The sequence below is a fragment of the Geothermobacter hydrogeniphilus genome (genome assembly GCF_002093115.1).
Classification (GTDB): Bacteria; Desulfobacterota; Desulfuromonadia; order Desulfuromonadales; family Geothermobacteraceae; genus Geothermobacter_A; species Geothermobacter_A hydrogeniphilus.
On sequence record NZ_NAAD01000006.1, the window covers coordinates 46,722 to 62,983 of the forward strand.

A 16,262-nucleotide genomic window follows, 5' to 3' on the forward strand; every position below is an offset into this window, starting at 1 on the left:
CGTCCGGTCCGAACCTTTGAGCGGGAGGAGTGCCGATGAAATGTCCGAAGTGTGGATTCACCAGTTTTGATTTCCTCGACAACTGCAAAAAATGTGGCCAGGACCTGCAGAGCCACAAGCAGAAATTCGGTCTCCGCAGCCTGATTTTCCCCACTGTCGGCAAGAGTGAAGCCCCTGAAACGACAGCCGGGCCGGAGGGCAGTGAAGCCACAACGGCAACTGCCGACACCGATTTCGGCTTCGATTTCATGAGCGAAGAACCGACGGTCGCAGAAACCTCCGCGCCGCTAGAACCAGCCGATATTGCTGAGGAACCCGCGGCCGATGAACCACCTCCCCAACCGGAACCGGTCGCCGCGGAGAACGATGAGGCTCTGGATGACTTCAGTTTTGACGAAACCGAAGTGGCGACAGCGCCTGAGGATGAGGGCATCGAGCTGGCTGATGATTTCGATTTTGCCGCGACCGAAACTGAAGAAGATGCCGCGCTGGACACCGCGGAAACCATCGACGAAAACGACGAGTTCGCCTTTGCCGCCGCCGAAGACAGTATCGAGATAGCCGACGAAGGTGACGATCCCGATACAGACGAACCGGCCGCGGACCTCGACTTCGACGAAGTCGTCGAAGACCTTGATTTCAGCGAACCGGCCACCGGCGATGACGATCTCGAAGGCTGGGATGAAATCGAGGAGCCTTCCACCGACCAACAGCCGGAACCGGAGAAGACCACACCCGAGGAAACCCGGGAGCCCTCCGACCCTTTTGATTTACGGGGGTTCGCGGAAGCTGAGCGGGCCCCCGACTTCAGCCGGGCGATGACTGTCGACAACGATCAGGACCAGGACTCTGCCGACCCGGAAAACGCGGCAGAATCACCCCCTCGCGAGTTGTTTACCGAAGCCGAAGACTCCACCCCGGATGATGCAGTGGAAAAGCCCTTCGATTTCATGGGTGAAGAGACCGATCAGGGTGAAGAGGTTTTTTTCACCTCCACAGCAGAGAACGAAAAAACGGCCGACGAAACTGATGCCGTCCCGCTCGCCCCGTTCGGGGCGCGCCTGGCAGCGGGATTCTGCGACCTGCTGGTTCTCACCCTGGTCTTCGTGCTGTTCCTTATCATCGGCCAGCAGATTCTTCAGAACCCCGCGCAGGGTGAGCTGCTGCCCGACACGGCAACCCTGGTCGAACTTTCCGGTCCCTACTTCCTGGTCCTCTTCGCTGTCAGCTTCGGGTACTTCACCCTCTTCCATTTTCTCACCGGCCAGACCCCGGGCAAAATGCTTTTCCACCTGCGGGTCGAAGACCTGGCCGGACAACCGCTGCTCTTCTCCCAGGCCTTTCTCCGCAGCGTCGGAGGCCTTTTTTCACTGCTGCCGGCGGGACTCGGGTTTCTGGTGATCTTTTTCAGCAGCACCCGTCGCGGCTGGAATGACCTGCTCGCCGGCAGTCGCCTGGTCCCTGTCTACGGCACAGCTGATGACGAGAGCGATCCGGTGGACTGCTGAGCCGGGCAACCTTGCCCCGATACAGGGGATTCATGCCGGCGGGAAAGGAGTTCCCCGTGCCGGGTCAGAGCCCGCTTGAGCTGAGAGAGTCGGTAATCGCCAGCTCCTGCAGCCGGACCACCATCTTGCGCCGCACCGCGGTGGGAATTTCCACGTGCAGGCAGAGGGGGGCGCCAGGAAGCTTGCGTGCTTCGATGCGCTGCAGGGCATTGGCTCCGGCACCGGGAAGCCAGCGCACCATGTCGGCCGGCAGGTAAGTACGTTCCTCCCCTTTCAGCAGACTGGCGATATCCTTGCGCAGATCGATCCGCCGTCCCAACGCCTGGAGCCCGCCGAGTACGGCAAAATGGTAACAGCAGCCGGACGCGGTGCAGAACTGCAAAAAGACCTCCTCCGACAACTCCCGCACCAGATGCAGGCCCCGCTCCAGCGGCGTCGCCGGGAAGAGATGCAGGATATCTCCCCGTTGTTCGACCCGGCCCAGTTCCGCAAAGGAACAAAACGGCGGCAGTCCCCCCAGACCGACCACCACCTTGCGATCTTCCGGGCAGGTCCCGACACAACCGTGGATGTCGAGAATCAGCTGCGGTTCGGCAATGCCGAGCTGACGGATAAACTGCCGCAGACCACTCTCCATCTTGTAGCTGTTGGGATGACCATGTTCATCGACATAGGGGTAGATGACGTCGATATTGCTGGGGTTGAGAGGCACGCCCCAGCTCTGCAACTGCCGCAGGTTGGCATCGGTGAGCGGCTCGCGGCCGGCGAAACCGAGATTGACGGTCGCCGCCCCCCCCTTGCCGGTGCGCAGAAAGTAGAGGGCCACTTCCAGCGTGTGCGGATCGTAAGGGCCATGGGTCGCGGTCAGCAGCGGCAGGCCCTCGCCGCCGGAGATACGCCGCAGCAGCAGGGCGCCGCCGGCCGCGTCCGGAAGGAAACGCGCTTCGAAGTCGGGCAGCAGACTGCGGCAGGGGCGCCAACCGCTGTCGGCAAGGGGGACGACCCCGAAGAATTTCTTCAGTACCTTTTCCCGCCACAGGGGCACAAAGCGGATGGTCCGGTCACCGCAGAGATAATAGACCCGGTAGCTGGCCTCATCGAGCAGCACCCGGATTCCGAGCGACATCAGCAGATTGCGGTTGTAATTGTTCTGAGTGGTCGCCAGCAGCCGCTCGGTGATATCCAGCATCGCCGCCGCTTCAGCCTCCGTCAACGGCTGTTCGAGCAGTTCCACCCGTTTCAGGTGACGGTAATCCTCCTGGCCGATCTCCACCTCAAGCCGGTTGAGGTGCCGCTGGAACGGGGCGCTGTCGTCAACGGTGAAGCGCGACAGAAAAAGAGGGGGGATCTGCGGTTTCGGCGGCACATTCATCTCCAGGAAGGTTCTCTGCCCCGGCAGCATATCCGCTAACCGGGCCGACAACATCCTGTTTATTATGCCGTCACCCGGCCCGGTCAGACAACCGGCCCCCCGGTTTTTTTGCGAAAAAGTCTCCGGCAACACCTGAAAATGCGATGGAGAATACTCCCGTCACCCCTGCCGACACCTGTGATATCATCAGGTTAGCAACCATCACGGCTCAACGTTCGCCCTGTTTCCCGATGCCGTGCCGACGGCATGACAATTGCGTAACTTCGCCCCGAGTACCATGTCGGCCGGCAGGAAACCGGTCTGCCGACGTCTATTCACGAGTTGCTCGACAGGAGAAATCTTCTTGCCCATTGCACCCCATGAGGTTGAAATCATCATTCTCGGCTCCGGCGGCAGCCCCGGCGTACCGATGCCTGCCTGCGACTGTGCCGTCTGCCGTTCAGAGGTTCCCGAAAATCGGCGTACCCGCTGCAGTATCCTGCTCAGTTACCATGGCCGCAACCTGCTGATCGACACCGCCACCGATCTGCGCCAGCAGGTGCTGCGGGAAAAGATCAATCACATCGACGCGGTACTCTACACTCACACCCACGCCGACCATGTCCACGGCATTGACGACCTGCGCCCCTTCAACCATCGTCAGCAGCAGCTCATCCCCCTGTACGGTTCGGCCTCGGCCATGGAACATCTGCGGCGGGTTTTTCCCTATATCTTCGACCCCGCCATCAAGCTGGGTTACCGCCCGCGGCTGGAAACCCGGATTCTTGAAAAACCGGAGGACATCCTCGGCCTGCCGGTGATCCCGATCCCCCTGCGCCACGGGGACGACGAAGCCACCGGCTACCGCGTCGGCCCCTTTGCCTACCTCACCGACTGCAGTGAAATCCCCGCCGCTTCGCGAGGTCTGCTGCGGGGGCTCGACCTGCTGATCCTCGACGGCCTGCGGCTGCGCCCCCATCCGACCCATTTCCATGTTGCCGCCGCCGTGGCCGAGGCCCGACGGATCGGAGCCCGCCGCACGCTGCTGACCCATCTCAACCACGAGATCGATCATCATCGCCACGAATCCGAACTGCCGCCCGGAGTCGGCTTCGCCTACGACGGGCAACGGTTGACTTTTTCTCTTGCCGATCAGGAGCATGCCCCTTGAATCACGGCGATTTTCAGGTTTAATAGGGGAGACTTGAAACCCTGCTCCAGGAACCGCCCCTAACCCGCCGGACTCTGTTTCCGGCACCTCAGGCCGCCATGCATCAGGAAATCCGCCTTCACGGGCACCTCGACGAGACCATCGAATATTTCGCCAGTGTCGCCGGCCGCGACGTCCGGCAGAGCTATTTCTATGAGCAGGATGGTCACGGACTGAGGATTTTCAGTCCCGGCAACGAATTTGTCCTCAGCAGCGACGGCATCAGCCATCGCGGCAACGGCGGATCTTTCTGCGAATACATGTTCGGTGTCGACCAGCCGCTGGCAGATCTCGCCAAGGGCGATATCCGCAACCGCCTGGCACTCTACGGCGCCACCTACAGCGACCGGCATGAACTGCTCTTCACCGACCGGACCGACGGCAGCAGCAGCTATGACAAAATCTTTCTTGAAGGCAACGCCGTCTGCAACTATTTCTTCTTCCTCTCCGGCTCGGTTTCAGGCCGCCGCCGCGAGCAGCAGGAGGAGATCGCCCGCCTGCTTGGCAAACAGCTCAAACGCAGCCCCCACGTCCAGCACGGCGACGACATCGAACTGCTCGATGAGCTGATGGGGTACCTCGGTCACCGCAGTGCCCTGTATCTGATCAAGCTGATTCACAAACGTCACAAAGCCTACCACGACACCTTCGCCGAACTCTATTTCGCCGACAAAAGCATTTCCGAAGAGGACTACGACCGCCTCAGACAACTGGCCGAGGATCTACAGATCGACCGCTATCAGCAGGAACGCATCCGTATCGACGTGATGTACAAACATCCCGACAACCGCCGCATCGTCGATGAATACCGGAGCATCCTCATCGACTGCAACCTTGCCGGAGAGATCAGCACCGCCGACAACGCCCGCCTGACCCGACTGAAAACTCTCTCGGTCCGCAACAAGATTCCTTCGGCGCTGTTCTACACTCTCGACGAGATGCTCAAACATGACAAGCTGGTCCATCTCGACGAAAAGGATGACTACCTGGCCGAAACCCGGCAGATTCTCGAAGGGATTCTGCTGCAGGACGCTGACATCGACGCCGGCATCACCAACGACGACATGCTGCGGCTGCTCGACGCCAAACGCCAGGCGAGTGAAAACCGCGACCACCAGTTTGAACAGTTGCTGCTGGAAACCGGCAAGGCCTGTGATGAGCGCATTCGTGACGGGGCGGATCTCTCCCTGCTGGAGAGTTTTTCACGTATCGTCACCTTCTTCGACCGCTACGACAGCGTCTCGGCACACATCAGTCAGCTCGCCTTCATGGAGGGGATGCACCTCGGCGAGGAGGCAATCCGCAGCCTGCTCGGCAACCGCAACGCCTTCGAAGAACTTGACGCCGGACTTTTCGACCGACTGTTCTTCCTCTCCCTGCTCGACAACAAGTACCTCGGCCGCTACGGACGAACCAAGGTCGAGATCCTGCGCAAGGGCCTGGCCGCCATCGCCGACGGCAGCATGACCATCCAGGAGCTGCTGGAAAAGGAACGCCGGACCGCAGAGCAGGAGCGTCTCTATCACCAGCTGCTCGACCACGTCAAAGACCGCATCCGCAACTTCTACTCGCGCTACAACACCCGCGCCGAGCAGGAAGCACTGCGCCGGGAGATCAGCGAAGAATTCACCAACAAGGGACTTTACGACGGCGACATCCCCAAGGGTCTGTTCCGCGACGTGGTGGTCAACATCAAGAAAGAAGCCATCTACCTGCACAACCTGCTGCCGGAAATCGTCGCCGCCCGGGATGCCTCGCTGCGTGAAGATTTTCTCGACAACAGCGGTCTCGACCGTTTTTATGTCGAAGAACTGGAACGGGAATATTTCGAACTCAACCAGCTCAACCCGGAAAGTCTCAACCAGATCCGCAAGGGGCTCAACCCCTGAACAGGACCACCAATGAGCCAGCCGCCCCTCGACCAGTTGCGCAACTTCGGCATCATCAGCCATATCGATGCCGGCAAAACCACCGTCTCGGAACGTTTTCTCTTCTACACCGGTGAAATTCACAAGATGGGCGAGGTCCATGACGGTTCGGCGACCATGGACTGGATGGAGCAGGAACAGCAGCGCGGCATCACCATCACCGCCACCGCCACCAGCTGCCGCTGGCGCGACTGGTGGTTCAACCTCATCGACACCCCCGGACACATTGACTTCACCATCGAGGTCGAACGTTCGTTGCGCGCCCTCGACGGGGCTCTGGCCATCTTCAGCGCCGTCGAAGGGGTCCAGCCACAGAGCGAGTCGGTCTGGCGTCAGGCGGACCGTTACCGGGTACCGCGCATCTGCCTGATCAACAAGATGGACCGCGTCGGTGCCGATTTCGAAGCGGTGCTGCAGCAGATGCGGGAGCAACTGCAGGCACGGCCGGTGCTGCTGCAATGGCCGATCGGCAGCGAAACCGAATTCAACGGCATCATCGACCTGCTTGAACGCCGGGCGTTCCGTTTCGACAATGACCGGCCGACCATCGCGGAACCGGTCCCCGAAACCTTGCGCGCACAGGTCGAGCAGGCCCGCGAGCGCCTGGTCGAAACCGCGGCCGACTTCGACGAGGAGATTCTCAACGCCTTCCTCGACGGAGAGGAGGTCAGTGCCGATCAGCTGCGCCCGGCCCTGCGTCGCGGCACCATCGCCGGACGCATCTTCCCGGTACTGCTCGGCTCGGCACTGCGCAACAAGGGAATTCAACCGCTGCTCGACGCCATCGGCGACTATCTCCCCTCCCCCCTGGACATCCCGCCGGCCACCGCCCATCTGCTGACCGACGTGGAACAGCAGCGGGAGGTCCGTTGCGACCCGGAGCAGCCCCTCTGCGCCCTCGCCTTCAAGGTGCTCTCCGACGAAGGACGCAAACTGACCTATCTGCGCCTCTACTCCGGGCGCCTGCGGCCCGGCGACAGCATCTTCAACAGCCGGCTGCAGAAGGAAGAAAAGGTTGCCCGGCTGTTCCGCATGCACGCCCACAAACGCGAACGACTCACCGGTGCCCGGGCCGGGGATATCGTTGCCGCGGCCGGGCTGAAGGAGTCCCTGACCGGCGACACCCTCTGCGCTCCCGAACAGCCGCTGGTGCTGAGCGGCCTCAGCATCCCGGAACCGGTGGTGTCCCTGGCGGTTGAACCGAAGGGCGTCGATGACCGCGACAAGCTCTTTCCGGCGCTGGAGAAGCTGCAGTGGGAGGACCCGACTTTTCGTGTCCACGAGGACGAGGAGACCGGGCAGACGATTCTCACCGGCATGGGCGAGCTGCATCTCGAAGTGGTCACCCGCCGCCTTGCCGATGACTTCGGCGTCGCCGTCATCACCGGCCGGCCACAGGTGGTCTACCGTGAGAGTATCCGTCGAAATGTTGAACACCGCGAGATTTTCCAGCGCGAGACAGAGGGGAAAATCCAGGCAGGAGATGTGCTGTTGGCCCTGACCCCGCTGGCGCGCGGCGAGGGCGTGATTATCGAGCTGCCGAAGGAAGAACTGCTCCCCGCGGAATGGCGCAGCGCCCTCGAAGAGAGCCTTGAGTTGGCCTGCCGGGCGGGAGCCCGCACCGGCTACCCCCTGACCGACCTGCGTGTCGAGGCGCGCGAGGTTCCGATCGAAAGCGGCGTGACCACCGAAACCGGTCTCCGCGCCGCCGCCCAGCGCGGCTTGACCATGGCCGCCCGCGATGCCGGAATCCTGCTGCTCGAACCGTTGATGATGCTGGAGATTACCACCCCGGAAGAATTCGCCGGCAAGGTTCTCGGTTCACTGCAGCAGAAACGTGGACAGGTCGAGGGAATGACTCCCCAGGGCGGCATGGAATTGATCCGGGCGCGGGTACCCCTCTCGGAAATGTTCGGCTACATGACCGAACTGCGCAGCGCCACCCGCGGCCGCGGCACCTTCTCGATGGAGTTCTCCCATTTCGACCGGGCCCCCGACGAAACCCAGCAGCGCTTCGGACTGGCCTGAAAGCAGCAGTTCTCTCTCCTCCATCGCGACGGCTCCCATCTGCTCCGAAGAAAACCAATCCTCATGGAATAATACCTGAATCAGTGAGCTCCTTGTCGGCGGATAGCACAAGTCATTGATCTGCCTGAGCTTCCCAAAAATCACCAGCGAACCTATGGGTGCGCTTCAGATTTTTGGAAATCTCATTCAGGCCAAGCACTTGCACTCTCCATCCAACAGAAACTCACTGATTCAGGTAACAGCTACATCGCCTCGCAAACGGAAGATTTCCGGCTATACTTTTCGGTACCACGCACTGCCGTCGCGGGAACACTTCCAGGAGGCGAAACCATGGCTCAACGACACACCGCTCCAACCCTGGTCAATCACATCAAGGCCGTCAAAACCGGTAAGCAACGTTTCGAAAATGCCGTTCAGGGGGTCGCCCGGATGATCCTCGAACAGGATATCGAGAAGGTGGTGGTCAACGGCAAAACGACCTACGATTTCCAGATTTTCCGCCGGGGCGGCAAGCACGTGATCGGCATGTTCGACGAAATCAACAGCTTCGTCTCCTTCGCCAAGGATGCCGCCGAGGGGGGATCATCAGCCGAAATGGCCTTTGTCCTGGTCGGCGAACCGGGCAACGGCAAGACCTTCTTCGTCGAATATCTCTGCGACTGCTACCGGCGGTTCCTGAGTCGCCCCGAGAACCGCAAGCACACCTTCGTTTTCAAGGGAATCGACCGGCTCGGCAGCTACGGCCGACTGAAGAATATCGAGTCCCAGACCTACGAGGACCCGATGATACTGGCCATGAACATCGGTGAAACCCGCGAAGAAAGCCAGGGTTTTCTGGCCGAAAAGGGCGGCTTCAGCGACACCGAGATCGACCAGTTCTACGCCGCCTACCGCCCGCTGGGAGCCTGCAGCGAGTACATCTGGAACGACATCCGCCGCCACACCGACGGCAAACTCGACGAAATGCTCAAGTTTATCGAGATCGTTCCGGTACCGATGACCGAAAGCCTCGGCACCCTGACCGGTAAATACTCGGCCAAGGACAAGATCACCTCCTCGGCCGTCGACCTGCTCGGCGAGGAATCGATCCAGCGGCTGCTGCACATCACCGACACCAACAACCCCTACCGCTTCGACCTGCGGCGCGGGGCCCTGGCGCGTGTGGCCGGCGGCGGCATCCATTTCTCCGACGAAATCTTCAAGAACAAGAAAGACCTGGTCCAGGTCTACCTCGGGGTGATCCAGAACCGCACCATCGAAATCGACGGCTACAAATGGCCGATCGACACCCTGATCATCGCCACCAGCAACAACTCCGAGTTCAACCGTTTCCTGGCTGAAAAGGAAGAGGCGCCGATCGTCGACCGCTGCCGGGTCTGCTACGTCTCGCACAACACCGATTACCGCCGCCAGGCCGAGCTGACCACCTACGCTATCGGCTCGCAGACCAAGACGACTCTGACCAAGGAGGATCTGCACCAGGATCCGAACCTGAACTATGCCATCTCGGCAGCCGTGGTCCTCTCCCGGCTGCCGCGCTCAGAGAAGCTGACCCCGATCGAAACCATGAAACTGGCCGCCGGCGAAGTGGCCGGGGAAAAGAGCATCAAGACCCTGGCCGAGGTGATCGACACTCTCAACCAGAACCCCGACATCACCAAGCGTTTCGGCCAGAAAGGACTCGGCCAGCGCAACCTCGGCCGTGCCGTACAACTGCTCGGTGAAAGTTCCGAGACCAACGAAGGCCGTTGCATGGTCGCCATCGACATCTTCCCGGCCCTGGAACGAGTGGTGCTCGATTATGTCTCCGACGCCAATGACCGCGCCAAGTACCTGGAAGATCTCAAGATCGCCCGCAGCCTCTACCGTGAACGGGTGATGACCGAAATGTTCAACGCCTACATGGACGAACCGCTGGCGATCCGCAAGGACGTGTTGAACTATGTCAACATGATCATCGGCATCGATGCCGAGAACCTCGGTCCGGACAAGATGTGGAAATACAAGGACCCGCAGAGCGGCGAGCTGCGGGCGCTGAAAATTGATGAGCGCTTCATCAAGAGCGTCGAGGAGCTGCTGGGGCTGAAGACCGAGGAACAGCGGGAGACCTTCCGCACCGCGATCCGCAAGATCTACGGGCAGAAGATTTCGCTCGATCCCAACTACGACTTCATGGACAACCTCGAACTGGTCAAGGCGGTCACCGACGTGCGCCTGAAATCGGACATCGCCGGCGCCGGCAGCCTGGTCGGGGCGCTGGCCAACCGTACCAACGAAGAGAACCAGAAACTCTATGACCGGATGATCAGCACCATGCTCGACAAGCTCGGCTACTGTCGAACCTGCGCGCAGAAGACCATCGAGTACTTCTGCACCCAGGAGGATGAATCCTGAACCCCGATCCGGGGCGGAAAGATGTTCGCATGAAACGGGATCTATGGCACCGCTACCAGCAACTGCGCCGCCGCGGGCTGAACGCGCGGCAGGAGGAGATGATCCGGCGCGAAATCGAGGATGACGGCGAACACGGTCTGCCGTCTCTCCCCGAGGCGACGGTCCCCTTTCCCGAAAATCTCTACGCCTGGCAGGACCTGGCCATGTTGCAGAGCATCGGGTACCCGAGTGGTGGTTACGTCACCCGCATCCGCTCCCTCGATGACCTGCTGGAACGGGACCGCCAACGCGAAGAGGATGGGTTCCCGCGGAAAATCCGTGTCGGCCGCATGATCCGGCCGGGACGCGGCGATGACGACAAGGTGGTGGTGGTGCCGACCACCGTCGAGGAAAAATTCCTCCACGACCCCAGCATCCAGCAGGAACAGCAGGGCTCGGGATCAGGGGGGTCCGGCGAAGGCGAAGAGGGTGAAGTGATCGGCGAACAGCCGGTCCGCCAGGGGGGCGAAGGCTCCGGCCAGGCCGGCCAGGGCAGCGGCGGCGCCCATGAACTCGAATCGAGCGCCTATGACCTCGGCCGCATCCTCACCGAACAGTTCCAGTTGCCCAACCTCAAGGACAAAGGCAAGAAACGGTCCCTGACCCGCTACACCTACGACCTGACCGACAAGAACCGCGGTTTCGGCCAGGTCCTCGACAAGAAAGCGACCCTGCGCCGCATCCTTGAAACCAATATCGGCCTGGGACGGGTGCCTGATGTCGGCGACATCGACCCGGCCGACTTCATCATCGCTCCCAACGACAAGATCTACCGCATCCTCTCCCGGGAGAAGGACTACGAATCGCAGGCGGTGGTCTTCTTCGTCCGCGACTACTCCGGCTCGATGGGCGGCAAAGCGACCGAACTGGTCTGTACCCAGCACGTGCTGATCTACAGCTGGCTGCTCTACCAGTACCAGCGCCAGGTCGAGACCCGTTTCATCCTTCACGACACCACGGCCAAGGAAGTCGAGGATTTCTACACCTACTACAACTCCAAGGTCGCCGGCGGCACCGAGGTCGCTTCGGCCTACCGCCTGGTCAACGACATCGTCGAGCAGGAGAGCCTGGCACGCGACTACAATATCTATGTCTTCCACGGCACCGACGGCGACGACTGGGACACCAGCGGAGAAAAGACCATCCCCGAACTGAAACGGATGCTGCGCTACGCCAACCGGGTCGGGATCACCATCGCCGAACATGCCTACACCGACACCGGCAATACCGAAGTCGACAAGTACCTGCGCAAATCGGGCCTGCTCGACGACGCCGTCGACCTGCTGCGCAAGGACACCATGAGCGAGAGCAGCGACGAAAACCGCATCATCGAGGGGATCAAGAAGTTGATATCGGAGTAAGGCGCAAGGCGCAAGGCGCAAGGCGCAAGGCGCAAGGCGCAAGGCGCAAGGCGCAAGGCGCAAGGCGCAAGGCGCAAGGCGCAAGGAAAGTGGGCATTAAAAACTGGAATTTCTCAAGCAGAAAGGCAATTGGAGCGAGGATTTTTCGTCGAATCAAGGAAGGTGAGAGGGTGAAGGAGGCGTAGCGGAAGCTACGTCGACACAAACCGCGCACAGGCAACGCAAGGAATCGTTCACTCTAGAAGAAAGGTCACAGGAGCGAGGATTTTTTCGTGAGATCAAGGCGCCGAGCACGGATCAAGGAGGCGTAGCGGAAGCTACGTTGACGCGGACCGCGCACTGGCAACACAAGGAATTGTTCACTCTAGAAGAAAGGTCACAGGAGCGAGGGATTTTTCGTCGAATCAAGGAAGGTGAGAGAGGGTGAAGGAGGCGTAGCGGAAGCTACGTCGAGAAGCCCGAGCGATGCCTGACGCAGAGTCGGCGGAAAAGAACCGCTCCCCGGTAGTTATGGAGCTGGTTGATCAGCATACAAAATCAATCATGGAAGGTTGCAAGCAGCGCGCCCGCGATGCCGGTCTGAGCTTTCAGGACGAGTCCCTGGAGTACATTGTCACCAACCGGGATCTGCTCGACCTGACGCCGAAAAACATGATCCCGACCCTCTACGACTACTGGGTGCATGATGTCGAGGTGCTGCGCGAACGGGGCCGGTATGAACTCTATCCCAACAACCCCTTCGAGACGGTGATCAACACCCGCCCGGCGATCTCCTTCTACAACGACAACAACCCGGACTGGCTGAACGTGATGATCTTCTATCACGTGCTGGCGCATATCGACTTCTTCCAGAACAATCACTTCTTCCGCCATACCTGGGACTACGACTTCACCAGCCAGGCGCTGGCCGACAAGCGGCTGATCGCCTCGCTGCGCGCCCGGCACGGCCGCTGGGTCGACTACGTGATTGAATTCGCCCGCGGTATCGACAACCTGGTCGATTACCACGGGCTGCTCTCCCGCCGCCACCGCACTGCAGTCAATCAGCCCTCGCCCAAGGTCAATTTCTATTTCGATGTCTTCCTGCAGCAGATTCAGAAGATGAAAACCAGCGCCTTCATGGAAGAGATCGAACGTTTCAACACCTGCATCCGCGACTGCGGCGAGATGTGCGAAGAGACCTTTTTCGCCGACACCGCCAAAACCTATCCCGAATTTGAAGCCATCTACCAGAAACAGGGGGACAAGAGTCCGGTACAGAAGCAGGATCTGCTCCTCTACCTGCTGGAGAACTCCGAGTTCCTCAACCGCGATGAAAACAAGTGGATGCAGTCGATCCTGCACGTGGTACGCAAAACCAGTCTCTACTTTCAACCGCAGATCCGCACCAAGATCATGAATGAAGGCTGGGCCAGCTACTGGCACGAAAAGCTGTTCCTCGCCGATGACCGGATTTGCAGCCACGAGGTCGAGTTTGCCCGAGTCAACGCCAAGGTCACCTCCCTGCCGCGGGTCGGCATAAACCCCTATGCTCTCGGCCTGCGCCTGTTTCAGGACATCGAACAACGGGCCGACAAGGGGCAGCTGAGCTGGGAGTTTCAGCAACTGGCCGACCAGCAGCAGCGCCGCGATTACGACCGCAAACTCGGCAGGGGACGTGAAAGCATCTTCACCCTGCGTGAAAACTACTGCGACTTCATGTTCATCAACCAGTTCGTCGACCAGGATTTCGTTGACCATCACCAGCTGTTCGTCACCGAGAAAACCCTCAATCAGCAGCGCATGGTATGGGAATACCGGGTCGGCAGCCGCCGTGCCGAAGACTACCGTCAGATGCTGCTGGCGTCCCTTTACCATCCGCCGCACATCGTAATCAACAACGACAACGGCGACGGCACCCTGCGCCTCAAGCATACTTTCGAAGGCAAGCAACTGGTACGGGACTACATCACTGGAACCATGCTCGGGCTGGAGTACCTGTGGGGCAATCCGGTCGAACTGGAAACCCACGAAGCGAGCCCGGCCCCCCCGGCCGAGGCGGGCAAACCGCGGGAGATCAAATGGCAGCGGGTCCGCTACCGGATGCACAACCGGGAACTGAAACGCGAAACGATGGGGACCGTATGAAAAAAATCGAACAGGCCCTGGCCAACATCAGTCGACACCAGGATCTGCGCGATCAGGAGCGCACCATCCCCTTCGCGGAATACCTGGAGATCCTGACCCGTAATCCAGAGCAGACGATGCGCAACATCTTTCAGCTGTTCCATGATCTGCTCAAATCACATGTCGAAGTAGGGCAGGATGAATACGCCGACGATCCCGAATCGATCCACTACATGGCCTACGATTGTCGGCGGCTGTTCGCCGAAAATACCGATCGGCCCTTCTTCGCCGACCGCCTGTTCGCCAACCGGCTGATCGACCTGGCCGAAACCTTCAAGCGCAGTACCCAGCAGAACAAGGTCTATATCTTCGAAGGGCCGCACGGCAGCGGCAAAAGCACCTTTCTGAACAACCTGCTGCAGAAATTCGAGAACTACGCCAACAGCAGCGAGGGACGCCGCTATGAGGTTGTCTGGCGGCTCGACCGGGAACTGCTGGGACAATTCGAGGACCACGAAACCAGCCAGCTGCTGAGCCGGCTGTCGCAGATGCTTGACAAGACCTCCCAGCTGCAGAACGAAATCATCCGCAGTCAAAACCGGGAGGGGCAGGCGATCGAGGTGCCCTGCCCAAGCCACGACAGCCCGATCCTGGTGGTTCCCAAAGAGGTACGCCGCTCTTTCATCGACGACCTCTTTGCCAACACCAAGCGCAAGTACAAGGTTTTTACCGAAAAGGAGTACGAGTGGGTTTTCAAGGACCGCTGCTGCACCATCTGCTCCTCCCTCTATCGCGCGTTGCTGAGCAAGCTCGGCAGTCCGGCGGAAGTCTTCAAGCTGATCCATGTCCGTCCCTACCAGTTCAACCGGCGCCTCGGCGAGGGCATCAGCGTCTTCAACCCCGGAGACGCTCCGGCCAAGGAAAACGTCCTCACCAACCCGATCCTGCAGTCACGCATCGACGACCTGCTGCGCGACAGCAACAAGGTACGCTACATCTACTCGCGCTACGCCAAGACCAACAACGGCATCTACGCGCTGATGGATATCAAGTCACACAACCGCGACCGCTTCATCGAACTTCACAACATCATCAGCGAGCGGGTGCACAAGGTCGAAGATATCGAAGAAAATGTAAACTCCCTCTTCATCGCCCTGCTCAACCCCGAGGACCGGAGCAACATCGAAGATTTCCAGTCCTTCACCGACCGCATCGAAACCATCAAGATCCCCTATGTTCTCGACCTGCAGACCGAAGTGGAAATCTATCGCCATATTTTCGGCAAGCATATCGATGAAGGATTTCTGCCGCGGGTGCTGCACAACTTCGCCCGGGTGATCATCGCCACCCGTCTCAATCCAACCTCGAAGGCGATGCTCGACTGGATCGAGAAACCGGACAAGTACGCCCTCTACTGCGACAAGAACCTGCTGCTGCTGAAGATGGAAATCTATACCGGCTACATCCCCGAGTGGATCACCCCGGAAGACCGCCGACGACTGACCGCCAAGCGCCGTCGACGCATTATCGCCGAATCGGAACAGGAAGGCTTCAAGGGCATCTCCGGCCGTGATTCACTGCGTATCTTCAACGACCTTTTCTCGACCTACGCCCGCAAGGACCAGCTGATCGACATGACCATCATCCGGCGCTTCTTCACCAAAATTCACAAGGAACTGAGCGAAGCCCTGCCGGAGGGCTTCATGGAGTCGTTACTGTCGATGTACGACTACACGGTGCTGCAGGAGGTCAAGGAATCGCTCTACTACTACAACGAGGAGCAGATCTCGCGCGATATCCAGAACTACCTGTTCGCTCTCAACTACGAGATCGGCAGCAAGGCGACCAACCGCTTTACCGGAGAGCGTCTCGAAATCAGTGAGGATTTTCTGCGCACCATCGAAAATCGCCTGCTGGAGAGCGACGCCGATGCCGAAACGCGTGCCCGCTTCCGCCGCGAAACACAGAAAGAATACACCGCCCGCACCCTCACCCAGGAGATTCTCGCCGAGGGCAAGGCGTTCAGCGAGACCGAACTCTACGGTCGACTGCACGAACGCTATGTCGCCAAGTTGAAGGAGCAGGCCCTTGATCCGTTTCTGGACAACGAGAATTTCCGTCGCGCAATCAAAGATTTCGAGCGTGAGGCGTTTAAAACTTATGACCGCAGGATCCGTGACGATGTCAGCTACCTGATGAGCAATCTCTGTCAGCGGCATCAATACTCGAAAAAGGGCGCCCGCGAAGTCTGCATGTACGTCATCGACAATCAGCTGGCACATAAATTCACCCGCAGCTGAGAAGAGGATTAAACGCGCCAACTATCCGACAGCCAAG

Annotated in this window: 9 protein-coding genes; 8 read left to right on the top strand and 1 reads right to left on the bottom strand. The window is 59.8% G+C overall.

Features of this window, described 5'->3' with window-relative positions:
* Positions 1–35: 35 nt before the first annotated feature.
* The gene (locus tag B5V00_RS06445; RefSeq protein ID WP_085009952.1) at positions 36–1,508 is read left to right on the top strand and encodes an RDD family protein; all 1,473 of its coding nucleotides are present in this window, start codon (positions 36–38) and stop codon (positions 1,506–1,508) included.
* A gap of 64 nt (positions 1,509–1,572) precedes the next feature.
* Here B5V00_RS06445 and B5V00_RS06450 read toward each other — a convergent pair whose 3' ends face one another.
* Positions 1,573–2,910 (bottom strand): hypothetical protein, encoded by a 1,338-nt coding sequence (locus B5V00_RS06450; RefSeq protein WP_085009953.1) that lies wholly within the window; start codon positions 2,908–2,910, stop codon positions 1,573–1,575.
* A gap of 313 nt (positions 2,911–3,223) precedes the next feature.
* Between B5V00_RS06450 and B5V00_RS06455 the strand changes: the two genes are divergently transcribed.
* The 7 genes from B5V00_RS06455 (at position 3,224) to B5V00_RS06485 (ending at position 16,225) form a co-directional block, all read left to right on the top strand.
* Positions 3,224–4,030, top strand: coding sequence for a GPMC system MBL fold metallohydrolase (locus tag B5V00_RS06455; RefSeq protein ID WP_281249663.1), 807 nt, complete (start codon positions 3,224–3,226; stop codon positions 4,028–4,030).
* A 98-nt stretch (positions 4,031–4,128) separates the two neighbouring features.
* Positions 4,129–5,958 carry a TIGR04442 family protein gene (locus tag B5V00_RS06460; protein ID WP_085009955.1) on the top strand — a complete coding sequence of 610 codons (1,830 nt, stop codon included), beginning with the start codon at positions 4,129–4,131 and terminating at the stop codon, positions 5,956–5,958.
* Positions 5,959–5,970: 12 nt separating this feature from the next.
* Positions 5,971–8,025: an elongation factor G gene (fusA, locus tag B5V00_RS06465; RefSeq protein WP_085009956.1), complete on the top strand. Its 2,055-nt coding sequence runs from the start codon at positions 5,971–5,973 to the stop codon at positions 8,023–8,025.
* Positions 8,026–8,355: 330 nt separating this feature from the next.
* Positions 8,356–10,419 carry a serine protein kinase gene (locus B5V00_RS06470; protein WP_085009957.1) on the top strand — a complete coding sequence of 688 codons (2,064 nt, stop codon included), beginning with the start codon at positions 8,356–8,358 and terminating at the stop codon, positions 10,417–10,419.
* Positions 10,420–10,448: 29 nt separating this feature from the next.
* A complete protein-coding gene (locus tag B5V00_RS06475; RefSeq protein WP_085009958.1) occupies positions 10,449–11,819 on the top strand; it encodes a DUF444 family protein in 1,371 nt (456 codons plus the stop codon).
* Between the two features lie 510 nt (positions 11,820–12,329).
* A complete protein-coding gene (locus B5V00_RS06480) occupies positions 12,330–13,946 on the top strand; it encodes a SpoVR family protein (RefSeq protein WP_085010043.1) in 1,617 nt (538 codons plus the stop codon).
* Positions 13,943–16,225, top strand: coding sequence for a serine protein kinase PrkA (locus B5V00_RS06485; protein WP_085009959.1), 2,283 nt, complete (start codon positions 13,943–13,945; stop codon positions 16,223–16,225). The genes B5V00_RS06480 and B5V00_RS06485 overlap by 4 nt, the downstream gene beginning before the upstream one ends.
* Positions 16,226–16,262 lie beyond the last annotated feature (37 nt).